This is a genomic window from Collinsella sp. AM42-18AC, assembly GCF_003467965.1.
GTDB lineage: Bacteria > Actinomycetota > Coriobacteriia > Coriobacteriales > Coriobacteriaceae > Collinsella.
Genome location: NZ_QSFY01000003.1, coordinates 115,103 through 134,540, shown reverse-complemented (window position 1 = coordinate 134,540; position 19,438 = coordinate 115,103). Strand labels below are relative to the sequence as shown.

Sequence of the window (19,438 nt, the reverse complement as noted above, 5' to 3'; positions counted from 1 at the left end):
ACCCGCAATCTACCGCTATATAGCGGTAGATTGCGGGTTGCTTTTTATCTCTTTTCACTATTCTGCAGGTGTCAGTTGTTCGAAGGGAGATTCAAAGATGCTTGAGTCCGATTGTATTTATATTTGCGACGAGTCGAGTGAGGCGGATCTCACGTGCACGCTTTTGCAGATGAGGCAGATAGTTGACGAGGCAATTGATCTTGCCTATGAGCTCGAGGACTCCTCTGTTGCTTACAAGGGAGTTGTTGACGGCTTGTTGGCCACGTGGGAGTCGTTGTGCTACCGCAATGCCGCTGTCCATGAGCTTATTCAATCTGTTCTGCTTGAGCGTAATGAGATCCTGCGATTTGATGAATTACAGATGCGTAATGATGAAGTACCCGAGCGGCCAATATGCCGATAGCAACGTTTGTTTGTCTCTGAGGGCAACAGTCTTGTTCAATCCCTCGAAGACAGTGTTTTCTTACATTAGCTTGCGAACGTAGCCTTCTTTGAAAGGAAGATCATGAACACTTCTATCCAAATTTCGGCCAGCACCGTTGAAGCTTCACCCCGCACCGCCAAGGGCGAGGTCGTCAAGCTCGTGCAGGGCGCACCGCTTATTGTCGTTGCTGCGGTTGCCGTTGCCGGCATCGCCTCCGTCGCCGCTCCGTTTTGTGTTTGGAAGGGCGAGGTCGCGCTGTTTCTGAACGAGTCGTTCCACACCAACTGCTCAGTTTCTGCGATCGCGGAGTACGCGTCAGCGGCACCCGGGTCCGATTGGGCGTCGCTGCTCGTGGCCGTGCTCATCGCGGTCTACCCTGCCTACCATGCCGTCTGGCGCGTTCGCGAGGGGTTTGGGCTCAGCTGCAAAGCTCCGGTGTTCAGCAGGCGCGTGTCGCGCTCTCTTGCCGCGGTAAGCGCCTGCCTGCTGCTGGCGATGCTGTTCATGGGCTATGGAACGAGTTGGCTCATCAACGGCAGCGCGATGGGTGACCAGAACCTTGTTGAGTCGGGGCACAATGTATGGACCGTTTCCATCATGATCATGCTGGGCTGCGCCCTGATGTGCCTGTTCAAGTGGTTCCTTGCCAAGGGCCCTGGCCGTAATTTCGGCAGCGGCTTTGCCGTCGAGCTTGTCCGCCTTGCCGACGTCCTGCTGAAGCGCGCGAGCTCGAACCTGGTGTTGTGCTACGTGGCCGAGCTGCTTGCCTGCCTGCTGGCGCTGGCCTTCATTGCCGTGGCCTATGTCGTCGCGAGCGTGGCCATCGCGCTTGCGTTCGCGGCCGTAGCCTTGGTGGTGTGCCTTGCCGGGATTCCCATTATCCTTGCTGCCTCGTGGCGCAGGTAGCGGGGCGATCATGCGAGTTCTTATCGCAGCGTGAGAAGAACTTGCAGAAATCGCAAGTTCTTTTCACGCGATGAGAAAAACTTGCAGATTGGCGCGAGGACGACGTCCCTCCGCGCGAGCGCGGTTTCGATATTGGTCATTAATGTGTCCGAACGATTGATTGGAGACAAAATGTATCCGGACTATGAGTGCAACAACTACCCCATGAGCGTTACGGATGAGGATGGTCCGTTCCTGATCATGGAGGCGGAGCTGTCTGGCGATGTCGAGCTCAATGATGAGTTTAAGAAAGACGCCAGCTATAGATATTCGTGTGCGACTGTTTCTGCGGCGATTGATCTTTGCAAGTCAATGACGGACGGCGATGCCGATCCTTGGTATGAAAGTTGGGAGAAGGCGGTTGAGCGTTATCCGCTCGAGAAATGCGAGGATGCGACAACGCTGTATTGGATTGAGCCGACCGATCCGCACAAGGCGCTGTGCGCCTTCCATCCCCATCCCGATCTTGAGCGGTACGTGGCTGAGGCAATTGGCGCCGTTGACACCTATCTGCTGGAGCGCGAGTACTGTCCCTTTGCGGTCAGCCACTTAGATCTAAAGGATGTTGACGTCCTGCTCAGCGCCGCTTGGGGATTGGCTCGAGTCCTTAAAGATATTTGGGGAACTTGCGACCCTGATGTTATGGAAAAGATTGAGGATGCTACGTACGGTGCGCATATAACGGTTAGGGACCTGATCGCGGGCGAAGAGGCAGCCAAAGTCAGCGCAAAGTCCGATGACAATTTCTAGCCGCCGCGCTGAATGGCGCGCCTGATTGACAGGCCGTCGGAAAAGTCCGGACAGTCTGCCAATCTCGGTCGCTACATCGTTCCCTTGCTCGCAGCGTAATGTTCCGCCTGCTTAAGGGCGTCCTCGTAGGCGCGCTGCTTTGCTTCGTACTCTAGCGCGTAGCGCTCCTGCTCCGCTCGCCCGGGAACAGGCACGGTCATGCTTCGCAGGTCCATTGGGGCAAGTTGCACAAGCGCGTCTCCGTGCGAGGTGTCCGCCAGTTTCTTCTGCCCCTCATCGGACGACAGGTATGCCAGGACAAACTGGGCAAGCAGCTCGTCCTCAAAGGTAGCGCAGAACATGGCGTCGCAGGGGACAATGCTCTCAAACAAAAGACCGCGCTCCACGGGGCGCTCAGAACCGACAGAAAAGTGGCCTGGCGTGATGAGGGCAAGCTTGAATGGAGGCCCGACGCGTGATATGAGAAGGCTCGCCTCGCGGGCGTCGATCGGTTTGGCCTTCCGAAAATCTTCGTAGTCTACACGGCTTACATCGTAGATATCTGTATCGGGGACACGCTCAAGTACATCTTCTGCGGCAATGATTGCGCCATCATGAAGATGCTTTAGCGACAGGTAGTAGCAGTCGTGCTGTTGGTAACTGTCTGTCGGATCTGATTCGGGCAGTTTGGTTACAACGCTGCGGGCGGTGCCGCGGTAGATTGGCGCTAGCGACCCAAGGGGGATGAACATTCTCTCGTCGAACGATCCGCTCTTTGTATTGGGTAATAGGGGATATATGCCGTTGCCCTGATCCTCGAGCCGATGCCAATAGACTGGATTCTTTTGATCGCCGTAGGCTCGGTCGACGGAATCGAGGAGCTGGTGCAGAATCTCATCGGTCATTTGCTTGTCGTCAAAGCTCCTGCCGTCAAAAAGGAAATACGGATCATTGGGCTCGCCGTCGCCAATAAAGAGCAGCGCGCGACCCTCGGCCTTTTTGGCAATGGTGTTGGGAAGAAGCACAATGCTCTTTAGCAGGCCGAGGTCACAAAGAAGGCGACGTCCATCTACGGCTCGCGCCAGATTGAACAGACGGTCCGAAATCTGAATGACGGCCGTGGCATGGGACTGAGAGCAGGCAATGGATGCCGCAAGAAAGATGTAGTACCACTCAGTGACCGAAAGCAGATCGGGGATGCCTGCGCTGCGTTGCAGCTGCTTCGAGCGCGTTCTGAGGAAATCCAGGACTCGCGCATTCGCCGCATCGATAGATGCCGGGAATTGGGATAGCGGTCGTAGCTCGGGGGGCCTGCAGTAAATGAGTGCTGATTCGTACGTGTGAGAGGCTGCGTCCTGCTCGTAGTCGTATAAAAAGATATTCTCCTCGATGGCAGTAAACGTCGACGTCGGGACTTTGACTCGGTTTTTGCAAACGCAAGCGGGCACATAATCCCATTCGTCGGTTGCTTCGTTGTAAACGCGGTCCTCAAACTCAAACGAGGCGGCCGAAGGTCGCTTGAGGTCAATCCCCAAAACAGACCACGAGGGGCCATCGACGTGCTCGCTCGAAAACTCAAAATCGCGACAGCACAGTTCAATGAGCCTTTTCGTTCTCGACGAAGGCTGATATTTCTCGACCATATGAGACACAAGATCCGATAGATATCGGCTCATATATGGCTTGAGATCTTCGTTTAAGCGAAGAGTTGCAAATTCTGCTTTAGTTTTGAGCATGCGCACCTCCTGCATATTCCCTATATTGCGCGGTTCGCTGACTGGCCCGTCGCGGCTCAATTGCCTTCAGTCTACAAGAAGAGCAGTTGCGGCGTTTTTCAGACGGGGCACTCAAATGAAAAAGAAAAAAATCGAATGGTGCGTATGAGGCCGTACGCATTGGGTAATATTTCGCTAGATACTAACACTAAGAGATTTGCATATCTCCTAGTTGTATCAAGCTACAGTGGATAAACCAACTAGTTGTTTCAGCAACGAAAGGACAGCTAATGAACGGATACGACATGTACAGAATCGAGCCGGACGCCCCCAAGAAGCCAACGGCGATGAATATTTTCGGCATGATTCTGCAAACCGTCTTTGCGGTTGTACTCTACGTGGTCGCCATCGACATGATGTGCTTGCTGACGACGTGGCTCGGCGGGTTTATGTTCGAGATTAGTGAGAGCAACACGGTGATCCCGCTCCATTCATGGCGCCTGGTGGCGTTTAGGGTGTACTGGGTTGTGCTGGGCGCGGCGTTTGTTGCGGCGCTTGCCCACAAATGGATCGTGCTGTTAACGGGAGGGCGCGAATCCGACATGTGCGAGCTGCTCGGTGCAATCGAGAGCGCGGGCGCATTTGTATCCGTCGTCTGCGCGATCGTCTGTTTGCTGGGCTATACCGCGGCATTTGATTGTTGGGCTGGCGTCACCGGAAAGATGGCTTCGGATTCTCGTGCAAATGATTACCTGCTTTGGGCGGTTGTCTTAACCATCGGAACGATTGTCGAGTGGCGAATTGTCGAAGGGGTCCTTAACGCTCTATTTCCCGATGAGCACAAGTTCCACGGGCTTCGCTTTGCATCCGCCTGCGTGGTTACTCCTCTGCTTGCGCTTGTACCCACCACGCTGGTCATCATCGTGTGCGCGCTGGTGGTGGGCCTTTTTGCCGGGATTCTGTTTGCATCGCTTGCGATCCCCGTGGTTATCACGGTTATTGGCATTGCCATCGCTATGAGTCGCTAACCCACAACGCAATCCAAATATCTCGCATGAAGAAAGGAACGACCATGTCGGTATTCTCTAACGCTCAAAAGCTTCTGCTGCTTGCCATACTTACCGCTCTTATGGCTGGTGCCCTGATGTACGAAGTGTTGCATCCCACACTGTTTCCGCTGCTCAAGCAGGGCATTTTGCAGCTGCTCTACCACATTCCGGTCTTTACCCAGCCGGGCAACGTGATCTATCTGGAGTCGGCGACATCGCTGGCACTGTAGTGGTTTAAGGGCTCGGCCCACATCGAAGGAAAGAAAACCAATATGGAAAGGAAGGCGCCCATGACTCAGAAGCAGTATCGAAACATCGATCGCTACCAGGACTTGCTCAATCGAATTGCGCCTACGCGTCTGGTGGAGCAGACGCGTCAGAGTGTTATTGGCCACGAAGGAAGCTTGGAGGCCTTTGTGACGGCGCTGAGCTTTGAGGTCAACCGCTGCGTGATGTTGGCACGCGGCGCCGACCCGCGCGACGTTCTTTCGCCCGCTGCCATTTTGGTGATGGGCTCCACTGGCACGGGAAAGACCCACACCATCAAGGCCGTGGCGGATGCCGCGGGGCTCAAGCTGTTTGTGTTCGATGTCTCCACCATGACGGGCGAGGGCTGGCGCGGTGCCAGCATGAGCAACTGCCTGTCGCAGGTCGCGGACTATCAGGCTGCCAATCCCGGCGATATCTGTTTGGTGCTCTTTGACGAGTTTGACAAGGCAGTTCGTGCCGAGCCCGATGGGGGCGAAGTTGCATCAAGCTTTAGTCCATCGCAGTCGTTCCTTAAGCTCTTGGAAGGCGGGGAGATGCCGTTTGAATGCGATACCTCCAAGAGTGCGGCCATTAAGACGCTCAACCTCGATCAGGTTGTTTGCATTTTGGGCGGCGCCTTTATGGGCTTGGATGCTCTGGTGCGCAAGCGCCTGAGTGACAAGTCTGGCACCACGGTCGGCTTCGGATCCTCGTATGCCGCCGTGTGCACCGCCGCAAAATCGGCAAACGAGCTGCGAGACAGTGCGACCATCGAGGATGTTGAGACTTGGGGTATTATGTCCGAGCTGTGCGGGCGCATTGGCTCGGTGATTAACTTTAACGCCTTGAGCGTGGACGATCTGGTCCAGATTGCGTATGAACAGTACCTACCCAAGCACAACAATATGATGGGAAATGGCGCCAAGATGGAGCTGACGGCAGATGCTGCTCGCCTTGCGGCGAAGCGCGCGGTTAAGGAAGGTGCCGGCGCGCGCGGCATGCTCCGTCAGCTGCGTCCCCTTATGATGTACGCCTGGAGGGACATGCGGGAAGATACCTATATTTCCCGTGCGACCTTGGTCGTGAGCGACGGGGAACTTGCGGTTGCGTACGAGCGCTCTCATGAGCCGCGGGGTTTTTTGCAGGAAGAGATGGGGGAGAATTCGCCCTTTCTGAACGGGAGGGAGATTGAAGCCCTGGCGCTGGTGAACAGCTGGATGGAGCATGAGGACAAGGACGAGCATAGGCCGTATCAGCCCGAGCTTGCTTGGCTGGCGGATTTGATGGACGGCTCGGCGCTCGACAAGATCGTGCAGGGCGGCAAAGCATTCGATCTTGCTGGGGTCTTGTTGCGCGGCGTTCCGTTTGATGGGCCGGAGCGCATTGCCGCCCACGAGCTGCTTAAGGCGTGCGCCTGCTACAACGACGTGCTCTATGCCGATCAGGACAAGTATCGCAACCTTGCCCAGGTGCTTATGCTCACCAAATTGGTGTACAAAAAATCGCCCGATTGCTTGCTGAGCCCGCTCGATGTGGTTATGAACGGCACGACTACGGGCAACGGTTTTCAGGGTCTTGGCGAGTGGGTCGATGCCATGAGCAGGTCCGAAAAGCCTTCGTTGGAAAAGTGGCAGTACCTGGCGGCCGGGGAGGCCCTGCGGATTTACGACCACTTTAGCAAGCGCCCCGACCAGGTTAAGGAGCTTGCCGCCAAGGTGTCCCTGATGCGTGTCGCCCTTGCAGTGATGGACGTTGAGGAGCGTGAGGCATTGGAGTGCGATCTTAAGAAGCTGCTCGCTTCGTGCGAGTAATCGCCGACTGTTTCTCTTTCTTTTCTTTCCCTTTCTCGGCGGCATAGACGCCGCCACCTCAACCACCTCGCGTGAGTTTTTGTCCGCACGGGATGGTATTCAACACATGCAACAACTAAATCGGAGGTTTGACCATGGCTACGTGGGAACTCAACTGTCAATCGATGCTGTCGTCTGCGGGCGACAAGGAGCTTGCTCCCTATCTTGCACGTCAAAAGGCGATGCGCGAGTTTTTTGAGCGTGCGCTGTTTGTTCCCCAGGATCAGGACGGCGCTAAGGACCAGGACAACAACGGCCTGTACTTTTTGGGCGCCACGACGGGCTCGGGCAAAAACTACACGGCCGAGCAGGTCACGGCCGACCTGATTGCCGGCGGCTGGGATGAGTCGGGCTGTTTTAACAAGTGTCCCGGCCGCCGTACCTTGGTGTTTGTTGTTCCGGGTAAAGACAATCGCGACAACTATGTTGCAAGCGTGCGTGAATTGTTGGCTGGCCAGGGCATGAGTTGTGATGAAGCGGCACGCATGGTGTTCGATCTTCCGCGCGCGGGCGAGAACATTCTGAATTGGATTGAGGCCACCCGCGGCAAGGGTGCCGTGGGCGTGCGCGAAATCTCGTGTCCCATCGAAGCAGATGACGAGAGCTCTCATCGCGTCATTAAGCGAGCATGGCGTAACACTATGGAGGTTGCCGATAACCTTCTGCACATTCTTGATACAAAGAAAAGTCTGGGAAACGTTGTCGATTGTCTGACCCCCAGCCTGTGGGACAAGCTGTCGTTAGCCGATGCGAGCCTGCGTTGGGCAGTGAGTTGTGAACTCAAGAACATTACGCGAGGCATGGAGGTAATCCCTCAGATTTGGCCATCTGCGCTGCTCAACGACGAGAGCATGCCACATGTGATTGCCCTTACACCCCAAAAGCTCGTCAACAGAATCGATACGGTGACCGGTCCGGGCGTTGTGCTCTTTAACGCGGCGGCTGCAGAGAAGTGCCTATTCATCTTTGACGAAATCGACCACATGAAGGCTGACATGCTGTCGACGCTGACGGACGACCCCGTGACGTTTCAGCCGGATGAGGCGCTGCGCATCCTTGATCGTCATTTTAACGGCGGCGTGGTGGACCCCTTGCTGTTGGGAAATCGAGATCAATGGATGGCGGTCTACACACACGCTTCTACGTCGGGCGATCACAAGGGGTCGAATGCCGAGAGGAACAGGGTTTCGCGAGCGAGCGTAGAGGAAGCTGCCGAAGGAATCGCCAAGGATGCCGAGAATATTCAAAAGGCACTCGCCTCCTGCATTAAGGAAATGAAACTGCGCCCGCCTTTTGCGCTGTCTGACGAGGCAAAAGACGAGCAGCTTGCCGGTCGTCGTCTGTTTGGCAGTGATGATGTCTCGGTGGGCGATAACTCGGTAAACCCGTTGTGCTACAAGCTCAATGAGGACGGTACCCGCAATATGATTACGGCTCATGGGGCGAATGGACAGCAAACCGTTAACAAGGCGGTTCGTCGTGCGCGCGGCGTCGTTAGGATGGTAGTAGGTCACCTTGCCATCTGCGCCAGCCTTATGGATAGCCTGTATTACGGCAGCATTTCGTACAAGGACGATCTTTCGCGCAAGAACATCATCGATGCGCTGGGCATTAGGAACGACCAAACCAGTGAGAAATGCTTTTGGAATGCGTTGATGATGGCGCTGTTCTTTAAGAACCGTAAGAACGACGATATTGATGCAGCCGATGACTCGATGTATGCGCATGGCGTTGACTACCTAGTAATGGAAACCACACTAGACCATATGTTAACCACGTACCTAACCAGTCATGGCATTGAGCGCATGCCCGAGGCATACTTGGCCTCCATTGCTGCCAAAGCGCCCTGTGTGTGCATGAGCGCAACATGGAGCGCGCCGACCGTAAAGAACTTTAACCTGGATTACCTCGATGAGGTTCACGGCGTGGTTCGCAAGGATATGTGGATCGGCGAGCTCAACCAAGAGATCGTACGACAGACCAAGCTGTTTAACAAACGGGCGGCAAAGACGTACGACATTGACGTTGCTTGGGTTGACGAGGACAAGAATCTTGCCGGTATGGCTGCGTTGGCCGGCGGCGCTTTTGGCGGCGCAATCGTATCGCCCGACGAGACGTACGGGCGCGCGATGGAGTTCTTTGGCGGAATTGGCGTGAGTGAAGGTCTTGCGGTGCGTCTGCGCCGAAAGGTTGCCGATAGGGTGGGCACGAGCGATGCCAAAAGCATCGAGTTTGAGCTGGAACGCCTGAGTAAAGCGCTCGTTGCCGTGAGCGCCTGGGCGCGCGGCGTCGCGCGCAACGAACAGCAGGCGGGTGCCGTTTTTACCACCCGTCACATGGGAAACCATGGCGACTTTAATAGTTTGGCGCTGGATCTTGGCCGAGAAATCGTTGCCGAACTGGTGATTCGGAACGTTAAGCGTCCCGAGGCGTCGTACGAGGAGTCGCTCGCGGAGGCCAAGGATATGGTGCCGTGCTTTAACGCTGCAGAATGGGATACCGGCTGGGACGATACTCAAAAGCGCCTCGAGATGGGCCAACCAACCCTGATGTTCATCAATTTGTCGGTGGGCGGTTTTTCAAAAAATCTCAAATACAAGGTTCCGGAGAGCCTGTGCCGTATGGTGCGACAGGTTGATTGCGGCTTTGAGAGCATCGACTGCCGTCCCAAGATGGATCTTGACTTTCTGTACATTGAGTCGCCCACAAGTCGCTTGACCTGGGGTGTTGAGGTTGACTCAACGAAGTTTGTCCAGCAGGCGCTGCTCGGTGTGATCGAGCAAGAGGAGCTGGTGGCGCGCGGAGAGGTCCCGTTTACTCAAAAGCGCCGCAACGTACGACTGTTGCTGTCCGGAGCCAAGCAGAGTCTGCCAGTTCGCGACACCCTCTCGTATCAGGTCGAAGGTGCCCGCATTGTGGCGCAGGCGGTGGGTCGCTTGATGCGTACGAGCGTAAAGATGCCGCACGTGCAGGTGATGCTCGATCGCAAAATCGCCGGCGATTGCGACTTTTCGTTCCTGCACGATTTGCCGATGGGCTACGAGCTGGAGCAGGTGGTTGGCGCCTGCGCGGCCGTCAACAATCACATGGCGGACAAGAAGCAGCACGCTGCTAACAAACAGCAGAACCTTGCTGCCTTTAGGAACAACCTGGCGAAAGAGAAGCACGAAAAGCTGGCATGGAAGGTTACCTCCCTCGATGCGCGCGAGGAAGATCTGGCCGCCTTCGATGGCGAGCGCGACTTTTATCTGCATCATTTTTGCCTGCCGTGGGAGGACCTCGCAAGCTATCCTGCGCGCAAAAGCACCGCACTGCACATGCCGTTTGCCGCGAGTGGCTATGCGTATGCGCAGGGCGGAGCGTGTAAGGTGCCGCATTTTGAGTTTCCCAGCTATGAGGGTGAACCTGTCGAGCAGATTGCTGCCCGCCTGGAGGAGCGCTGCCGCTATAACGAGGGCCTTGAGGGCGCGAAGGTTCGCCAGGTAAGCCAGGCGGCGGCCCGCGTGCCCGAGTTGCTGTCGATTCGGGAGGTGCGCGAGCGTTGGTCGCACGACGGGGTGCCTGCGGCGCTGCAGCCGGCGGCGACGGCGCACATGACGCCCTATATGTTCCAGGCGGTGTACCTGGGGGGACTGGGAGAGTCTGCTGGTAGGGCCGTCTTCGAGGCGTATTATGACGGCCGCTATTCGCTTGCTCGTGGCGATGCGGCCCATGCCGAGACGGGCGGCGATTTTGAGGTGCTCGATGCCGCTGGCAACAAGACCGGGGTGTGGATCGATTTTAAGCACTATCGCATCGGCACCTACGAGGCCTACAGGCGCAGCGGCGGCGAGACTACGGATGCCGAGTGCTTTAAGGCAAAGGCTCAAAAGGTTGGGGCAAAGCGCCTGCTGATCGTGAATGTTTTGGCCGATGAGGCGGCGCTGGAGCTTCGTCAAAAGCCAATCGATGACGTGGGAATGGTCTACTCCTTCCCCTATATGGCAGCTGATGGAGCAATCAGTCTGGAGATGATGGAGGCGATCGGCCGTGCAATCGAAGCATAACCAGCCGTGTGGCCTGGGAGACATCGCTGTGTCCGAGCTTGTGTTGCAGCTCGATGCCGCGGCTGCCGAGAAGCGCTACTCGGTCTTTTGGTGCAACGTTGGCGATGCAGGCAAGCATGCCGTGGCGGACTTTATGGCCGATGTGTGCCAGACGGGCAAGGTCGTGGCGCTCACCCAGCTCGAGGACAACCGCGTCTTTCTGATGGTCAAGGCGGGCGCGCAGACGGGCGACCTTAACGCCCCGCTCGCCCATGAGCAAATGGTTCCGATTAAAACTCATTGGGACGAGCTGGAAGATTGCGTCGTGTTGCGCCTGCTATTCAACTCTTGCTCGCAGTTTGAGGGGGTCGAGGACGAGATTCCCAATGACACGGGACACCTGTATGTCATTAGTGCCAAGGGCGACCGCCGCGACGCCATTGAGGAAGCAGGAACGGGCCCTGCCAAGATTGAGACGGTCGAGACTGTTATCAACGAGGACTGCACCTTTGAACTTAAGATCCGAACGTTTGCCAAGCGGCGGGTGCTCATCGGTCGTGCGGCAGGCGACAAGCTGGAACTCGAGAAGATCAACAGCCAGGTGGGTTACAGGCTGTCGCCTGTGGCTACGGTGGTGCTGGCTCACGGACAAAGCGATGAGTATATCCTGCGCCGTGCCAAGGGCGATAAGCCGTCCAAACGCCGTGACCTTACGTTTTCTGCCCAGGCGGAAAAGGTCGCCTATACCAAGAAGGGAATCCTGTACCGAGAGCTGCAGATTCTTGAGCGTCGGTACAGCGATTTTGCCCAGATATCGCTCAGGGAGTATCCGCGCAAGAGCTTCTACGAGGTTCTGAAAAGCGACCGATACGCCCATGTGGTTGCGGAGCGTTCGTTGGGGCGGCGGGTTGTGGTTTCGTTCGCGGGTGACGGGCTTGATAGGGTAGCGCGCCAGTTGGCCGATCGGCTCAACGATTCCTCGTGGGGCGTGCGCGCGTCGTATGGCGGCAGGGCTGTTGATCCGCTGGCGTGGAATATCGTTGTGGTAGCCAACGAGGTCGCCGAGGACGATGGCTATGCTCTGCACGCTGGCGTGGTGGAGCAGCATGTGACGCCGGATGTGTGCGAGCCGCTGGTTAAGGCGATGCCGAATACAAAGGTACGGGGCGCACAGGAGGGAATCCTGGGAGCCATGCTCAAAGAGCTGCTGGTAAAGCAGAACGTCGTCGACGGACGGATGCAGGCGTTTGACCTTGGCTCTTTTGGCGTTGAGTCGGTGACGGTCTGCGGCGTGGTCAATGTTCCGCGTAAAGAGGAAGACAAGATTGAGCTGGATGCGCGCCTTGCAACGCTAACGATTGGTGCTGACGGGGCCATGGACTACACCTCGCATTCCATCGAGGATGGTCCCGTGGACGAGATAGAGCTTGAGCTGTTGACGGCCGACGGCAAGCTCGACAAGGATGCCTATATCTTTGACGTGCGGGCAGGTGGACAGTCTATGCTCGCGCGCGTGCGCGATACGGGCTTGACGACCTTCTCTAACAACTTTGCGACCTTGGTGCGCGATTACCAGCTTACGGGCAAAGCGGGCCGTAAGAAGGAGTTTTTCGAAAGCTACAACTCGCCCTATTACGGCATTGGAACGTTTGAACGTGCAGGGATGACCTGCTACTTTGTGGGCGTCAACAACGGCACCAAGGAGGACCTGGCGACGGCGATTCATGTGCGCTCGATTGAGGTGCTCGAAGGCGACGATCTGTCCGAGCTGCTGGTTCAGCTGGTCAATGTGGGGCTTTCGCGCCACGGAGCTCCCTCCAGGTGGCCGATTCCGGTGAAGTATCTCAACGAATGTGCCGCGCGTGAGGGCGCGGCGGGGGAGCCTGGTATTTGCTCGTGAGGAAACAGAGGAAACAGATTAGCTATAAGCGCTAGAAAAATAAAAATGTTCTTGCAACATGCAAGCAGAGCGCATATACTACAGTCATAGCGTATGAGATGGGGTCTCTAAAAGAGGCCAAGCACAGCAATTTGAGTTTATGTGGACGGGACTTGAGCATGAGCACCAGCAATTTCTCCTTTAACAACGGCAATATCGATTTCATTAATCTCGAGACCATTTATGGCCGTACTGACCGTTCTCGCACAGAGAACTGGCCTGTATGCCTAGGTGAAGAGGCGCCAAGTGGCGAAGATCTCGAGTATTTGGATGAGATTGAGCGCGAGCGGAACTATGAGTTTGGCTTTTGCGAATGCCAGGTTCGCCGCGATTCAAATCGCTCAATTTAATTACCCCGTTATCACCTCTTTTTTAATGGGGCAAGTTGGATCGACTATCTGTGTCAAACAACGGCTCACCGTGGGAAGGAATCGACAATGAGCAAGAATATGAACAAGGACATGGACGGCAAGGCTTTGGGTAAGGCCAAGGCGGCTGGACGCGTGGTGACGGTTGCTGCGGCGACGATTGCCATGACGGGCGGCTCGATGCTGTCGCCCCTGGTCGCGGTGGCACAGGATGCGGATGGCGTTGGCGCCACGGGTGCAACGGCTGCGGTGATGTCGCCGCTGACGAGTACTGCGGCCGCCGGTACTGGCGCGGGTGCCGTGTCTGCAGCGCAAAAGGTCGCCGACCTGCAGGCTGCAGTTGATGCGGCGCGCGCTAAAGCTGCTACCGCCAAGGCCGATCTGGAAGCGGCTGCCGCTCCCTACGATGCTGCCGCCGTCAACCAGCAGCAGGCGCGGGGCGCCTATGACGCGGCCCGCGGTGCGAGCGATAGCGCGGCCTCCGCTGCTTCGGCCGAGCTGGAAAAGCAGCTGGGCGCTGCGCAGGACAAGGCCGATCAGGATGTCAAGGCGTTTGAGGACGCTCAGGCTGCGCTCGATGCTGCCAAGAAGGAGCTGGCGGACAAGGATGAAGCCCTGACTGCTGCCCAGAGGGCATCCCGTGATGCCCAGTCTGCGCTTGAGGCCGCACAGGCTGCTGCATCCGATGCTACGCCCGAGGCTGTAGCTGCCGCCCAGGCTGCCGCAGGGCAGGCTGCGAGTGACCTGGAACAGGCGAAGCAGCAGGTCGTTGATGCGCAGGCCAAGCTCTCGGATGCTCAAGACGCTGCCACTGCCGCCGCTGCCAAGCAGCAGGACGCGCAGGGCAAGCTTTCGGCAGCTCAGCAGGCAAAGGCCGCGGCAGATGCGGACGTGGATGCCGCGCAGACGAGCTATGACGCGGCCAAGGCCGATCTGGATCGAGCCGAGCAGGGCGCCGCGGGCCCGGAGTACGAGGCCGCCAAGGCAAAGGTGGCTGCTGCGTCCGAAGCGCTGACGGCCGCCAAGGCCGCGCAGTCGAAGTGCGAGAGCGAGCTTGCTGCCGCTGAGCAGGACGTTGCCGCCGCCGAGGGCGAGGTTCAGACTGCTCAGCAGGCAGTTGCCGATCAGCAGCAGGCCGCTGCCGATGACCAGTCAAAGCTGGATGCCGCCGCTGCTGCCAAGACCGCTGCCGACGCCGCTCTTGACCAGGCCAAGACCGATCATGCCAGTGCGCTCACGGAGCTGGCCGATGCCCAGGCCAAGCTTTCGGCGGCCAAGGACGAGAAAGACGCTGCCGACAAGGCGCTCGATCAGGCGAAGGCCCAAAAGCAGCAGGCCGACCAGGCTGTGGCTCAGGCCCAGGCAAAGCTCGATGCCGCTCAGGCAACGGCGAATGCATCGGCGGAGAACTACCGCCAGGGTGCCATCGCATTCTTTAAGAGTGTGGGTGCCGACGATGCGGCGGATATCATCCTCAACTGCAAACTCGCTGGCTACAACAAGGTGGGCGAGGAAGTCGACGCGACGAGCCTGACCAATATGAAGCAGGCGGTTGTGTGGCTCAAAGCGTGCAACGAGTATCGCGCAAGCGTTGGCCTAGGCGAGCTCAAGGTGACATATGCCATGATGGCGACCGCCATCGCCGACGCGAACTTCTCCGATACGAAGGTCGCGCACGCTCAGCAGTTTAACGTGGGCGAGAATGTGGCGTGGAACTACGGAAGCAATCCGTTTAAGCAGTGGGTCGATCAGGAGAAGGCCATCTTTGATGCTGCCGCCGCCTCGCTGGGCGCGTCGGGCCTTACGGGAAAGGCCGCTTACGATTTCTATGCAGCGCATAGCTCCCAGATTGATAACTACGCCGCACTGCACGGTGGACCAAACCCTTCGGTCGGACATTACATCAACGTGATCAACCCCGATTACACCGTGACGGGCATGGGCGTTTGCACGCGAGGGACGCTGTACGGGAGTACACAGGCGCAAACATTTGTATATTCTGGTCAATGGTATAAGCCGTATAACCTCAATCCGATGACGGTTGCAGAGTATGAGGCTGCGTTGAATGCGTGGTGTGACTCGTTGGCAAATCCCGAGCAGGGCGTGGATGCGGCACGCAAGGAGCTTGCTGTGGCGCAGGGCGTTGCCGACGATGCCGGCAGCAAGGTGAGTGCAGCATCGCAGGCCGTTGCAGCAAAGCAAACCCAGGTTGAGCGCGCTGCCGCTAACGTTGATGTCGCGGCAACCAAGGCCTCGGAGGCCCAGGCTGCCGTGGCGCAAAAGCAGGCTGCAGCTGACGCCGCCGCGCGTGCCGTCAGCGATGCCCGCGCCGATTTGAGCGCTGCCAACGCCGCTGTTGCGGCAGCGCAGGACGCCGTGGCCGCCAAGTCTGGCGAGCTCGACATTGCCAAGGGCAAGGTGGCTGCTGCCAAGCGCGCACTGGACGCCGCTCGTGCCGGTGTTGGCGACAAACGGGATGCACTTGCCGCGGCCCAGGATGAGCTAGCGGCGTACTCAGCCGATATCGCCGCTGCTCAGCGTGCGTTTGATGCGGCGTCGTCTGCACTCGAAAGCGCGCGTGCCAATCAGCGCGAGGCGGAGGCCGAACTTCTTGCCACCCAAGGCGATGCCGATCAGGCAGGCATCGATGTTGCTGCCACTCAGGTGGAGCTCGATATGGCGCAGCGGGCTGCAAGCGATGCCGACGCCGTCGTGGCAACGGCTCAGGCAAAATCTGATGCAGCTGCCGCCCGCGCCTCTCAGCTTAAGAATGCCGCCGCAGCACTTGCCAAGGCCACTGGGGACAAAGCGACTGCCGATGCCGCGCTCGATGCAGCGGCGATGGCCGTGAGCGATGCCGAGTATGACGTGGTGGAGGCTGACGATGCCGTGGTGGATGCGACTGTCGCGCGCGACGCCTCTGCCGCCGCGGTTGCCCGCCTGCGCAGAATCAATATTGCCGAAGCCATTGTCAACGGCAGCACTGACGATGCGGACGAGGTACTTAACGCCAAGATCGCTGCGGCCCACGATGCCGCCGAGCGTGCCGCGACCGCCAAGGCCGAACTCGATGACGCCGTGGCTGCGACGGATGCCGTGGCGCCGGCATACTTGGAGGCGCTCGCCAACTACACCGCCGCCAAGGTCGAGCTCGACCAGGCTATTGCCGAGCTTAACGCCGAGATCGCTCGCCAAGAGGCCGCCGACCGCGGAAACGGCGAGCAGACCCAGCCCGTCACGCAAGTGACGTACCAGGCCAAGCATGCGGAGGCAAAGACCGAGGCCACGACTTGGCAGACGGCGATGCCCGCCACGGGCGATGCGTCCGAGCTGCTGGGTGAGACCTTCGTGATCGGCGGCACGGTCCTGGTGGCCGCCGGCGTATTCCTGTCCGATAAGCGCCGCCAGCTGATCCGTTAGGGACGGAGGAAAACGGATCATTTTCGGCGCGCGCCGCAAGGGATAGGCCCTGCGGCGCGCGCCGTTTTTAATCTTCGAGATTGATTATGGAGGGACATATGCAAATCAGAGGAGAAGCTGCGATTGCCTGTGGGTTCATGGCGGGCCTGGCAACGGGGTTGCTGTTCGATGGATGTTTCGACAGCTATATCAATCGATTCTGCGATTTTGGTTTTTCGAGAGGCAAGCCTTGGAAAACAGCGCCAGCTCGTCAAGAGGTGGCCGCGCCCATCGAGCCCCGCAGTGTGGATACCTCAAAAATCAAGGTAACCGTCACCAAGAACGGCAAGATTTACCACCGTTCTGCGGGATGCAAAAACTTGTCCCGAAACGCCATTAAAACGAGCGTGCCATTGGCAACCGCACTCAAGCGAGGCAAGACGCCCTGCCCAACATGCTGCCCGCCAACAGTGTGCTCGATCTAGTTTTTTGGGTGTTTGATCCGTTTGGATGGAAGAACGAGGGGTAAGCCCTAAGGGGTGCGGATGCCGGGGCTGATCCGCAATTTCTGCCATCGATTTGTCTAGAGTCGCACAGCACGGAGGTGCCGCTTAATGTCCATTTTCGTTACCGGAGACGTTCACGGTGTTGCCGAGTACGGGGCGAGCCGCTTCTCGTCGCGCGTTTGGCCATTGGGCCGTACGCTGACGCGCGATGACGTGATGATCGTTGCCGGCGACTTTGGCTTTATATGGAGTGGCTCAAACACCGACAAATACTGGCTCGACTGGTTTGAGTCCAAGCCCTGGACTACGTGTTTTGTCGACGGCAATCACGAGAACTATCATCTGCTGGCGGGGCTGCCGATCCGAGAGTGGAACGGGGGCCTCGTTCACGAGGCTCGCCCGCATGTGCTGCACCTGATGCGCGGAGAGGTGTTCGACATCGCGGGGAACACGGTGCTCGCCATGGGTGGCGCCGCGAGCCATGACAAACAGTGGCGCCGGGAGGGAAAGACGTGGTGGCCCGAGGAAATGCCGAGTGAGAGCGAGATGGAATACTGTCGCGCCTCGCTCGATCGTGTGGGCTGGAAGGTCGACTATGTTGTGACTCACGAGGCGCCGGTCGATTTGGCAGACGAGCTGTGCATGGAGTGCAATCGCGAGTTCTACGACGATTCGCTGCAGGCCTTTTTGGGCGAGCTCGACGGGCGACTCGACTACCGCACCTGGTTCTTTGGCCATTACCATGACGATGAATGGCGCGACGACAAGCATCGCCTGATCTACCAAGATATCGTGCCGATTGAGGCGCGATGCACCGATGAGTAGGGTGGGGCGGCGAGTGGAAATTCTGGGCAACAGCGTTAGGAGGTTCCCATGATCTGGTTTACCAGCGATACCCACTTTGGACACGAGAACATGCTGCGGCTCGCCGACAGGCCTTGGTCGACTGGTGCGCAGATGAACGACGCCATGGTCGCCAACATTAATAGCAAGGTCGCTTTGGACGACGAGCTTTATATTCTGGGCGACTTCAGCTTTAAGATGACGGTGCAAGACGCCTACGAGCTGCGTAAGAGCATTGCATGCAAGCACGTCCATCTGCTGCCTGGCAACCACGACAAAGACTGGACGCAGCCTGCGGTGGCGGATGCTTTTATCGTCGAGCCGCCCATTTGTGTGCTCAAGATCGACCGCCAAAAAATCGTGCTGAGCCACTATCCCATGGTCGACTGGCAAGGCATGTCGCACGGCGGCTGGCATCTTCACGGACATATCCACAGCTGCGGCGGCGCGTACAACACGTTCAACCTTAGGCAGGGGCTGCTGCGCTATGACGTGGGCGTGGACGCCAACGGCTACGCCCCGGTGAGCCTGGAGGAGCTCAAGTCGTGGTTTGCGCAGGTCGACGAGCCGGCGTGTTGCGTTAAATGGCCGTGGTGGGTCAACGCCACGGGCGACGAGCAGATCGAGCACGATCTCGAAGCCTATAAGAGGGAAGTGGTGATCCGATGACGGTTTATGTGACGGGTGATGTCCACGGTGGCATCGACATGCAAAAGCTCCGCGACTGGGAGCTTGGGGATAGTCTGACGAGCGACGACTATCTGATTATCGCGGGAGACTTTGGCTTTCCGTGGGATTTTTCTGCCGAGGAATGCGCCGATATCGCCTGGCTGGAGTCGCGCCCCTATACCGTGCTGTTCGTCGACGGCAACCACGAACGCTACGACCATTGGGCGGAGCGCCCCCTGGAGTTGTGGCACGGTGGACTGACGCAACGCCTGCCGGACACCTCGCCTATACGGCGCCTGACGCGCGGCGAGGTTTTTGAGCTCGGTGGGTCGACGATCTTTACCATGGGCGGCGCCACGAGTGTGGACAAGGAATACCGCATCCCGTATTCCAGCTGGTGGCCGCAGGAGCTGCCGGGCGAGCGCAACTTTGAGGAGGCGCGGGCAAAGCTCGATAGCGTGGGCTGGAAGGTCGACTACGTGATCACCCACACCTGCTCCACGCGCATGCTCTCGCCCACGCTCTATCCGGCACCTGGCTGGAATTATCCAGCTGTCGATCGGCTTACGGCATTTTTCGACGAGCTGGAAGATCGCTTGGACTACAAGCGCTGGTACTACGGGCATTTTCATCGGGATGCCAACCCGGCCGAGCGCCACACCGTGCTCTACGACTGCATCGTTCGCCTGGGCGACGAGCTTATGCCTTGGGATGTTGCGTAGGGGTGG

At 58.0% G+C, this 19,438-nt stretch carries 15 protein-coding genes; 14 read left to right on the top strand and 1 reads right to left on the bottom strand.

Going from position 1 to position 19,438, the window contains the following annotated elements:
* Positions 1 to 97 precede the first annotated feature (97 nt).
* The 3 genes from DW913_RS03085 (at position 98) to DW913_RS03075 (ending at position 2,119) form a co-directional block, all read left to right on the top strand.
* Positions 98 to 403: a hypothetical protein gene (locus DW913_RS03085; RefSeq protein WP_117635630.1), complete on the top strand. Its 306-nt coding sequence runs from the start codon at positions 98 to 100 to the stop codon at positions 401 to 403.
* A gap of 102 nt (positions 404 to 505) precedes the next feature.
* Positions 506 to 1,330, top strand: coding sequence for a hypothetical protein (locus DW913_RS03080; RefSeq protein ID WP_117797538.1), 825 nt, complete (start codon positions 506 to 508; stop codon positions 1,328 to 1,330).
* A gap of 171 nt (positions 1,331 to 1,501) precedes the next feature.
* On the top strand, positions 1,502 to 2,119 hold the full coding sequence (locus DW913_RS03075) for a hypothetical protein (RefSeq protein WP_117797537.1): 618 nt from the start codon (positions 1,502 to 1,504) through the stop codon (positions 2,117 to 2,119).
* A gap of 71 nt (positions 2,120 to 2,190) precedes the next feature.
* Here DW913_RS03075 and DW913_RS03070 read toward each other — a convergent pair whose 3' ends face one another.
* Positions 2,191 to 3,741 (bottom strand): hypothetical protein, encoded by a 1,551-nt coding sequence (locus DW913_RS03070; RefSeq protein WP_147349622.1) that lies wholly within the window; start codon positions 3,739 to 3,741, stop codon positions 2,191 to 2,193.
* A 362-nt stretch (positions 3,742 to 4,103) separates the two neighbouring features.
* On the opposite strand from DW913_RS03070, the gene DW913_RS03065 reads away from it, so the two are divergent.
* From DW913_RS03065 to DW913_RS03020, 11 genes are all read left to right on the top strand, one after another.
* Positions 4,104 to 4,841 carry a hypothetical protein gene (locus tag DW913_RS03065; protein ID WP_117797536.1) on the top strand — a complete coding sequence of 246 codons (738 nt, stop codon included), beginning with the start codon at positions 4,104 to 4,106 and terminating at the stop codon, positions 4,839 to 4,841.
* Positions 4,842 to 4,885: 44 nt separating this feature from the next.
* A complete protein-coding gene (locus DW913_RS03060; RefSeq protein WP_117635625.1) occupies positions 4,886 to 5,092 on the top strand; it encodes a hypothetical protein in 207 nt (68 codons plus the stop codon).
* A 60-nt stretch (positions 5,093 to 5,152) separates the two neighbouring features.
* Positions 5,153 to 6,922 (top strand): AAA family ATPase, encoded by a 1,770-nt coding sequence (locus DW913_RS03055; protein ID WP_158566180.1) that lies wholly within the window; start codon positions 5,153 to 5,155, stop codon positions 6,920 to 6,922.
* 134 nt (positions 6,923 to 7,056) lie between these two features.
* Positions 7,057 to 11,007: a hypothetical protein gene (locus DW913_RS03050; protein WP_117797534.1), complete on the top strand. Its 3,951-nt coding sequence runs from the start codon at positions 7,057 to 7,059 to the stop codon at positions 11,005 to 11,007.
* Positions 10,991 to 12,886, top strand: a complete 1,896-nt coding sequence (locus DW913_RS03045; RefSeq protein WP_117778999.1) for a hypothetical protein — start codon at positions 10,991 to 10,993, stop codon at positions 12,884 to 12,886. The genes DW913_RS03050 and DW913_RS03045 overlap by 17 nt, the downstream gene beginning before the upstream one ends.
* A 158-nt stretch (positions 12,887 to 13,044) precedes the next feature.
* Positions 13,045 to 13,275 carry a hypothetical protein gene (locus DW913_RS03040; RefSeq protein ID WP_117797533.1) on the top strand — a complete coding sequence of 77 codons (231 nt, stop codon included), beginning with the start codon at positions 13,045 to 13,047 and terminating at the stop codon, positions 13,273 to 13,275.
* A gap of 87 nt (positions 13,276 to 13,362) precedes the next feature.
* Positions 13,363 to 16,713: a CAP domain-containing protein gene (locus tag DW913_RS03035; RefSeq protein WP_117797532.1), complete on the top strand. Its 3,351-nt coding sequence runs from the start codon at positions 13,363 to 13,365 to the stop codon at positions 16,711 to 16,713.
* Positions 16,714 to 16,811: 98 nt separating this feature from the next.
* Complete coding sequence (locus DW913_RS09990; RefSeq protein ID WP_147348638.1) at positions 16,812 to 17,177, top strand: hypothetical protein; 366 nt, start codon at positions 16,812 to 16,814, stop codon at positions 17,175 to 17,177.
* Between the two features lie 129 nt (positions 17,178 to 17,306).
* Entirely contained in the window at positions 17,307 to 18,023 is a 717-nt protein-coding gene (locus tag DW913_RS03030) for a metallophosphoesterase (protein WP_117797531.1), read from the top strand.
* A 48-nt stretch (positions 18,024 to 18,071) separates the two neighbouring features.
* Positions 18,072 to 18,710, top strand: a complete 639-nt coding sequence (locus tag DW913_RS03025) for a hypothetical protein (RefSeq protein ID WP_117635617.1) — start codon at positions 18,072 to 18,074, stop codon at positions 18,708 to 18,710.
* On the top strand, positions 18,707 to 19,432 hold the full coding sequence (locus tag DW913_RS03020; RefSeq protein ID WP_117797530.1) for a metallophosphoesterase: 726 nt from the start codon (positions 18,707 to 18,709) through the stop codon (positions 19,430 to 19,432). Before DW913_RS03025 ends, DW913_RS03020 begins: the two co-directional genes overlap by 4 nt.
* The last annotated feature ends 6 nt before the right edge of the window (positions 19,433 to 19,438 follow it).

What these genes read in the sequence shown, in the direction of transcription:
- DW913_RS03085 (WP_117635630.1), top strand. Translation starts at nt 98, where the DNA reads ATGCTTGAGTCCGATTGTATTTATATTTGCGACGAGTCGAGTGAGGCG.
- DW913_RS03080 (WP_117797538.1), top strand. Translation starts at nt 506, where the DNA reads ATGAACACTTCTATCCAAATTTCGGCCAGCACCGTTGAAGCTTCACCC.
- DW913_RS03075 (WP_117797537.1), top strand. Translation starts at nt 1,502, where the DNA reads ATGTATCCGGACTATGAGTGCAACAACTACCCCATGAGCGTTACGGAT.
- DW913_RS03070 (WP_147349622.1), bottom strand. Translation starts at nt 3,741, where the DNA reads ATGGTCGAGAAATATCAGCCTTCGTCGAGAACGAAAAGGCTCATTGAA.
- DW913_RS03065 (WP_117797536.1), top strand. Translation starts at nt 4,104, where the DNA reads ATGAACGGATACGACATGTACAGAATCGAGCCGGACGCCCCCAAGAAG.
- DW913_RS03060 (WP_117635625.1), top strand. Translation starts at nt 4,886, where the DNA reads ATGTCGGTATTCTCTAACGCTCAAAAGCTTCTGCTGCTTGCCATACTT.
- DW913_RS03055 (WP_158566180.1), top strand. Translation starts at nt 5,153, where the DNA reads ATGACTCAGAAGCAGTATCGAAACATCGATCGCTACCAGGACTTGCTC.
- DW913_RS03050 (WP_117797534.1), top strand. Translation starts at nt 7,057, where the DNA reads ATGGCTACGTGGGAACTCAACTGTCAATCGATGCTGTCGTCTGCGGGC.
- DW913_RS03040 (WP_117797533.1), top strand. Translation starts at nt 13,045, where the DNA reads ATGAGCACCAGCAATTTCTCCTTTAACAACGGCAATATCGATTTCATT.
- DW913_RS03035 (WP_117797532.1), top strand. Translation starts at nt 13,363, where the DNA reads ATGAGCAAGAATATGAACAAGGACATGGACGGCAAGGCTTTGGGTAAG.
- DW913_RS09990 (WP_147348638.1), top strand. Translation starts at nt 16,812, where the DNA reads ATGCAAATCAGAGGAGAAGCTGCGATTGCCTGTGGGTTCATGGCGGGC.
- DW913_RS03030 (WP_117797531.1), top strand. Translation starts at nt 17,307, where the DNA reads ATGTCCATTTTCGTTACCGGAGACGTTCACGGTGTTGCCGAGTACGGG.
- DW913_RS03025 (WP_117635617.1), top strand. Translation starts at nt 18,072, where the DNA reads ATGATCTGGTTTACCAGCGATACCCACTTTGGACACGAGAACATGCTG.
- DW913_RS03020 (WP_117797530.1), top strand. Translation starts at nt 18,707, where the DNA reads ATGACGGTTTATGTGACGGGTGATGTCCACGGTGGCATCGACATGCAA.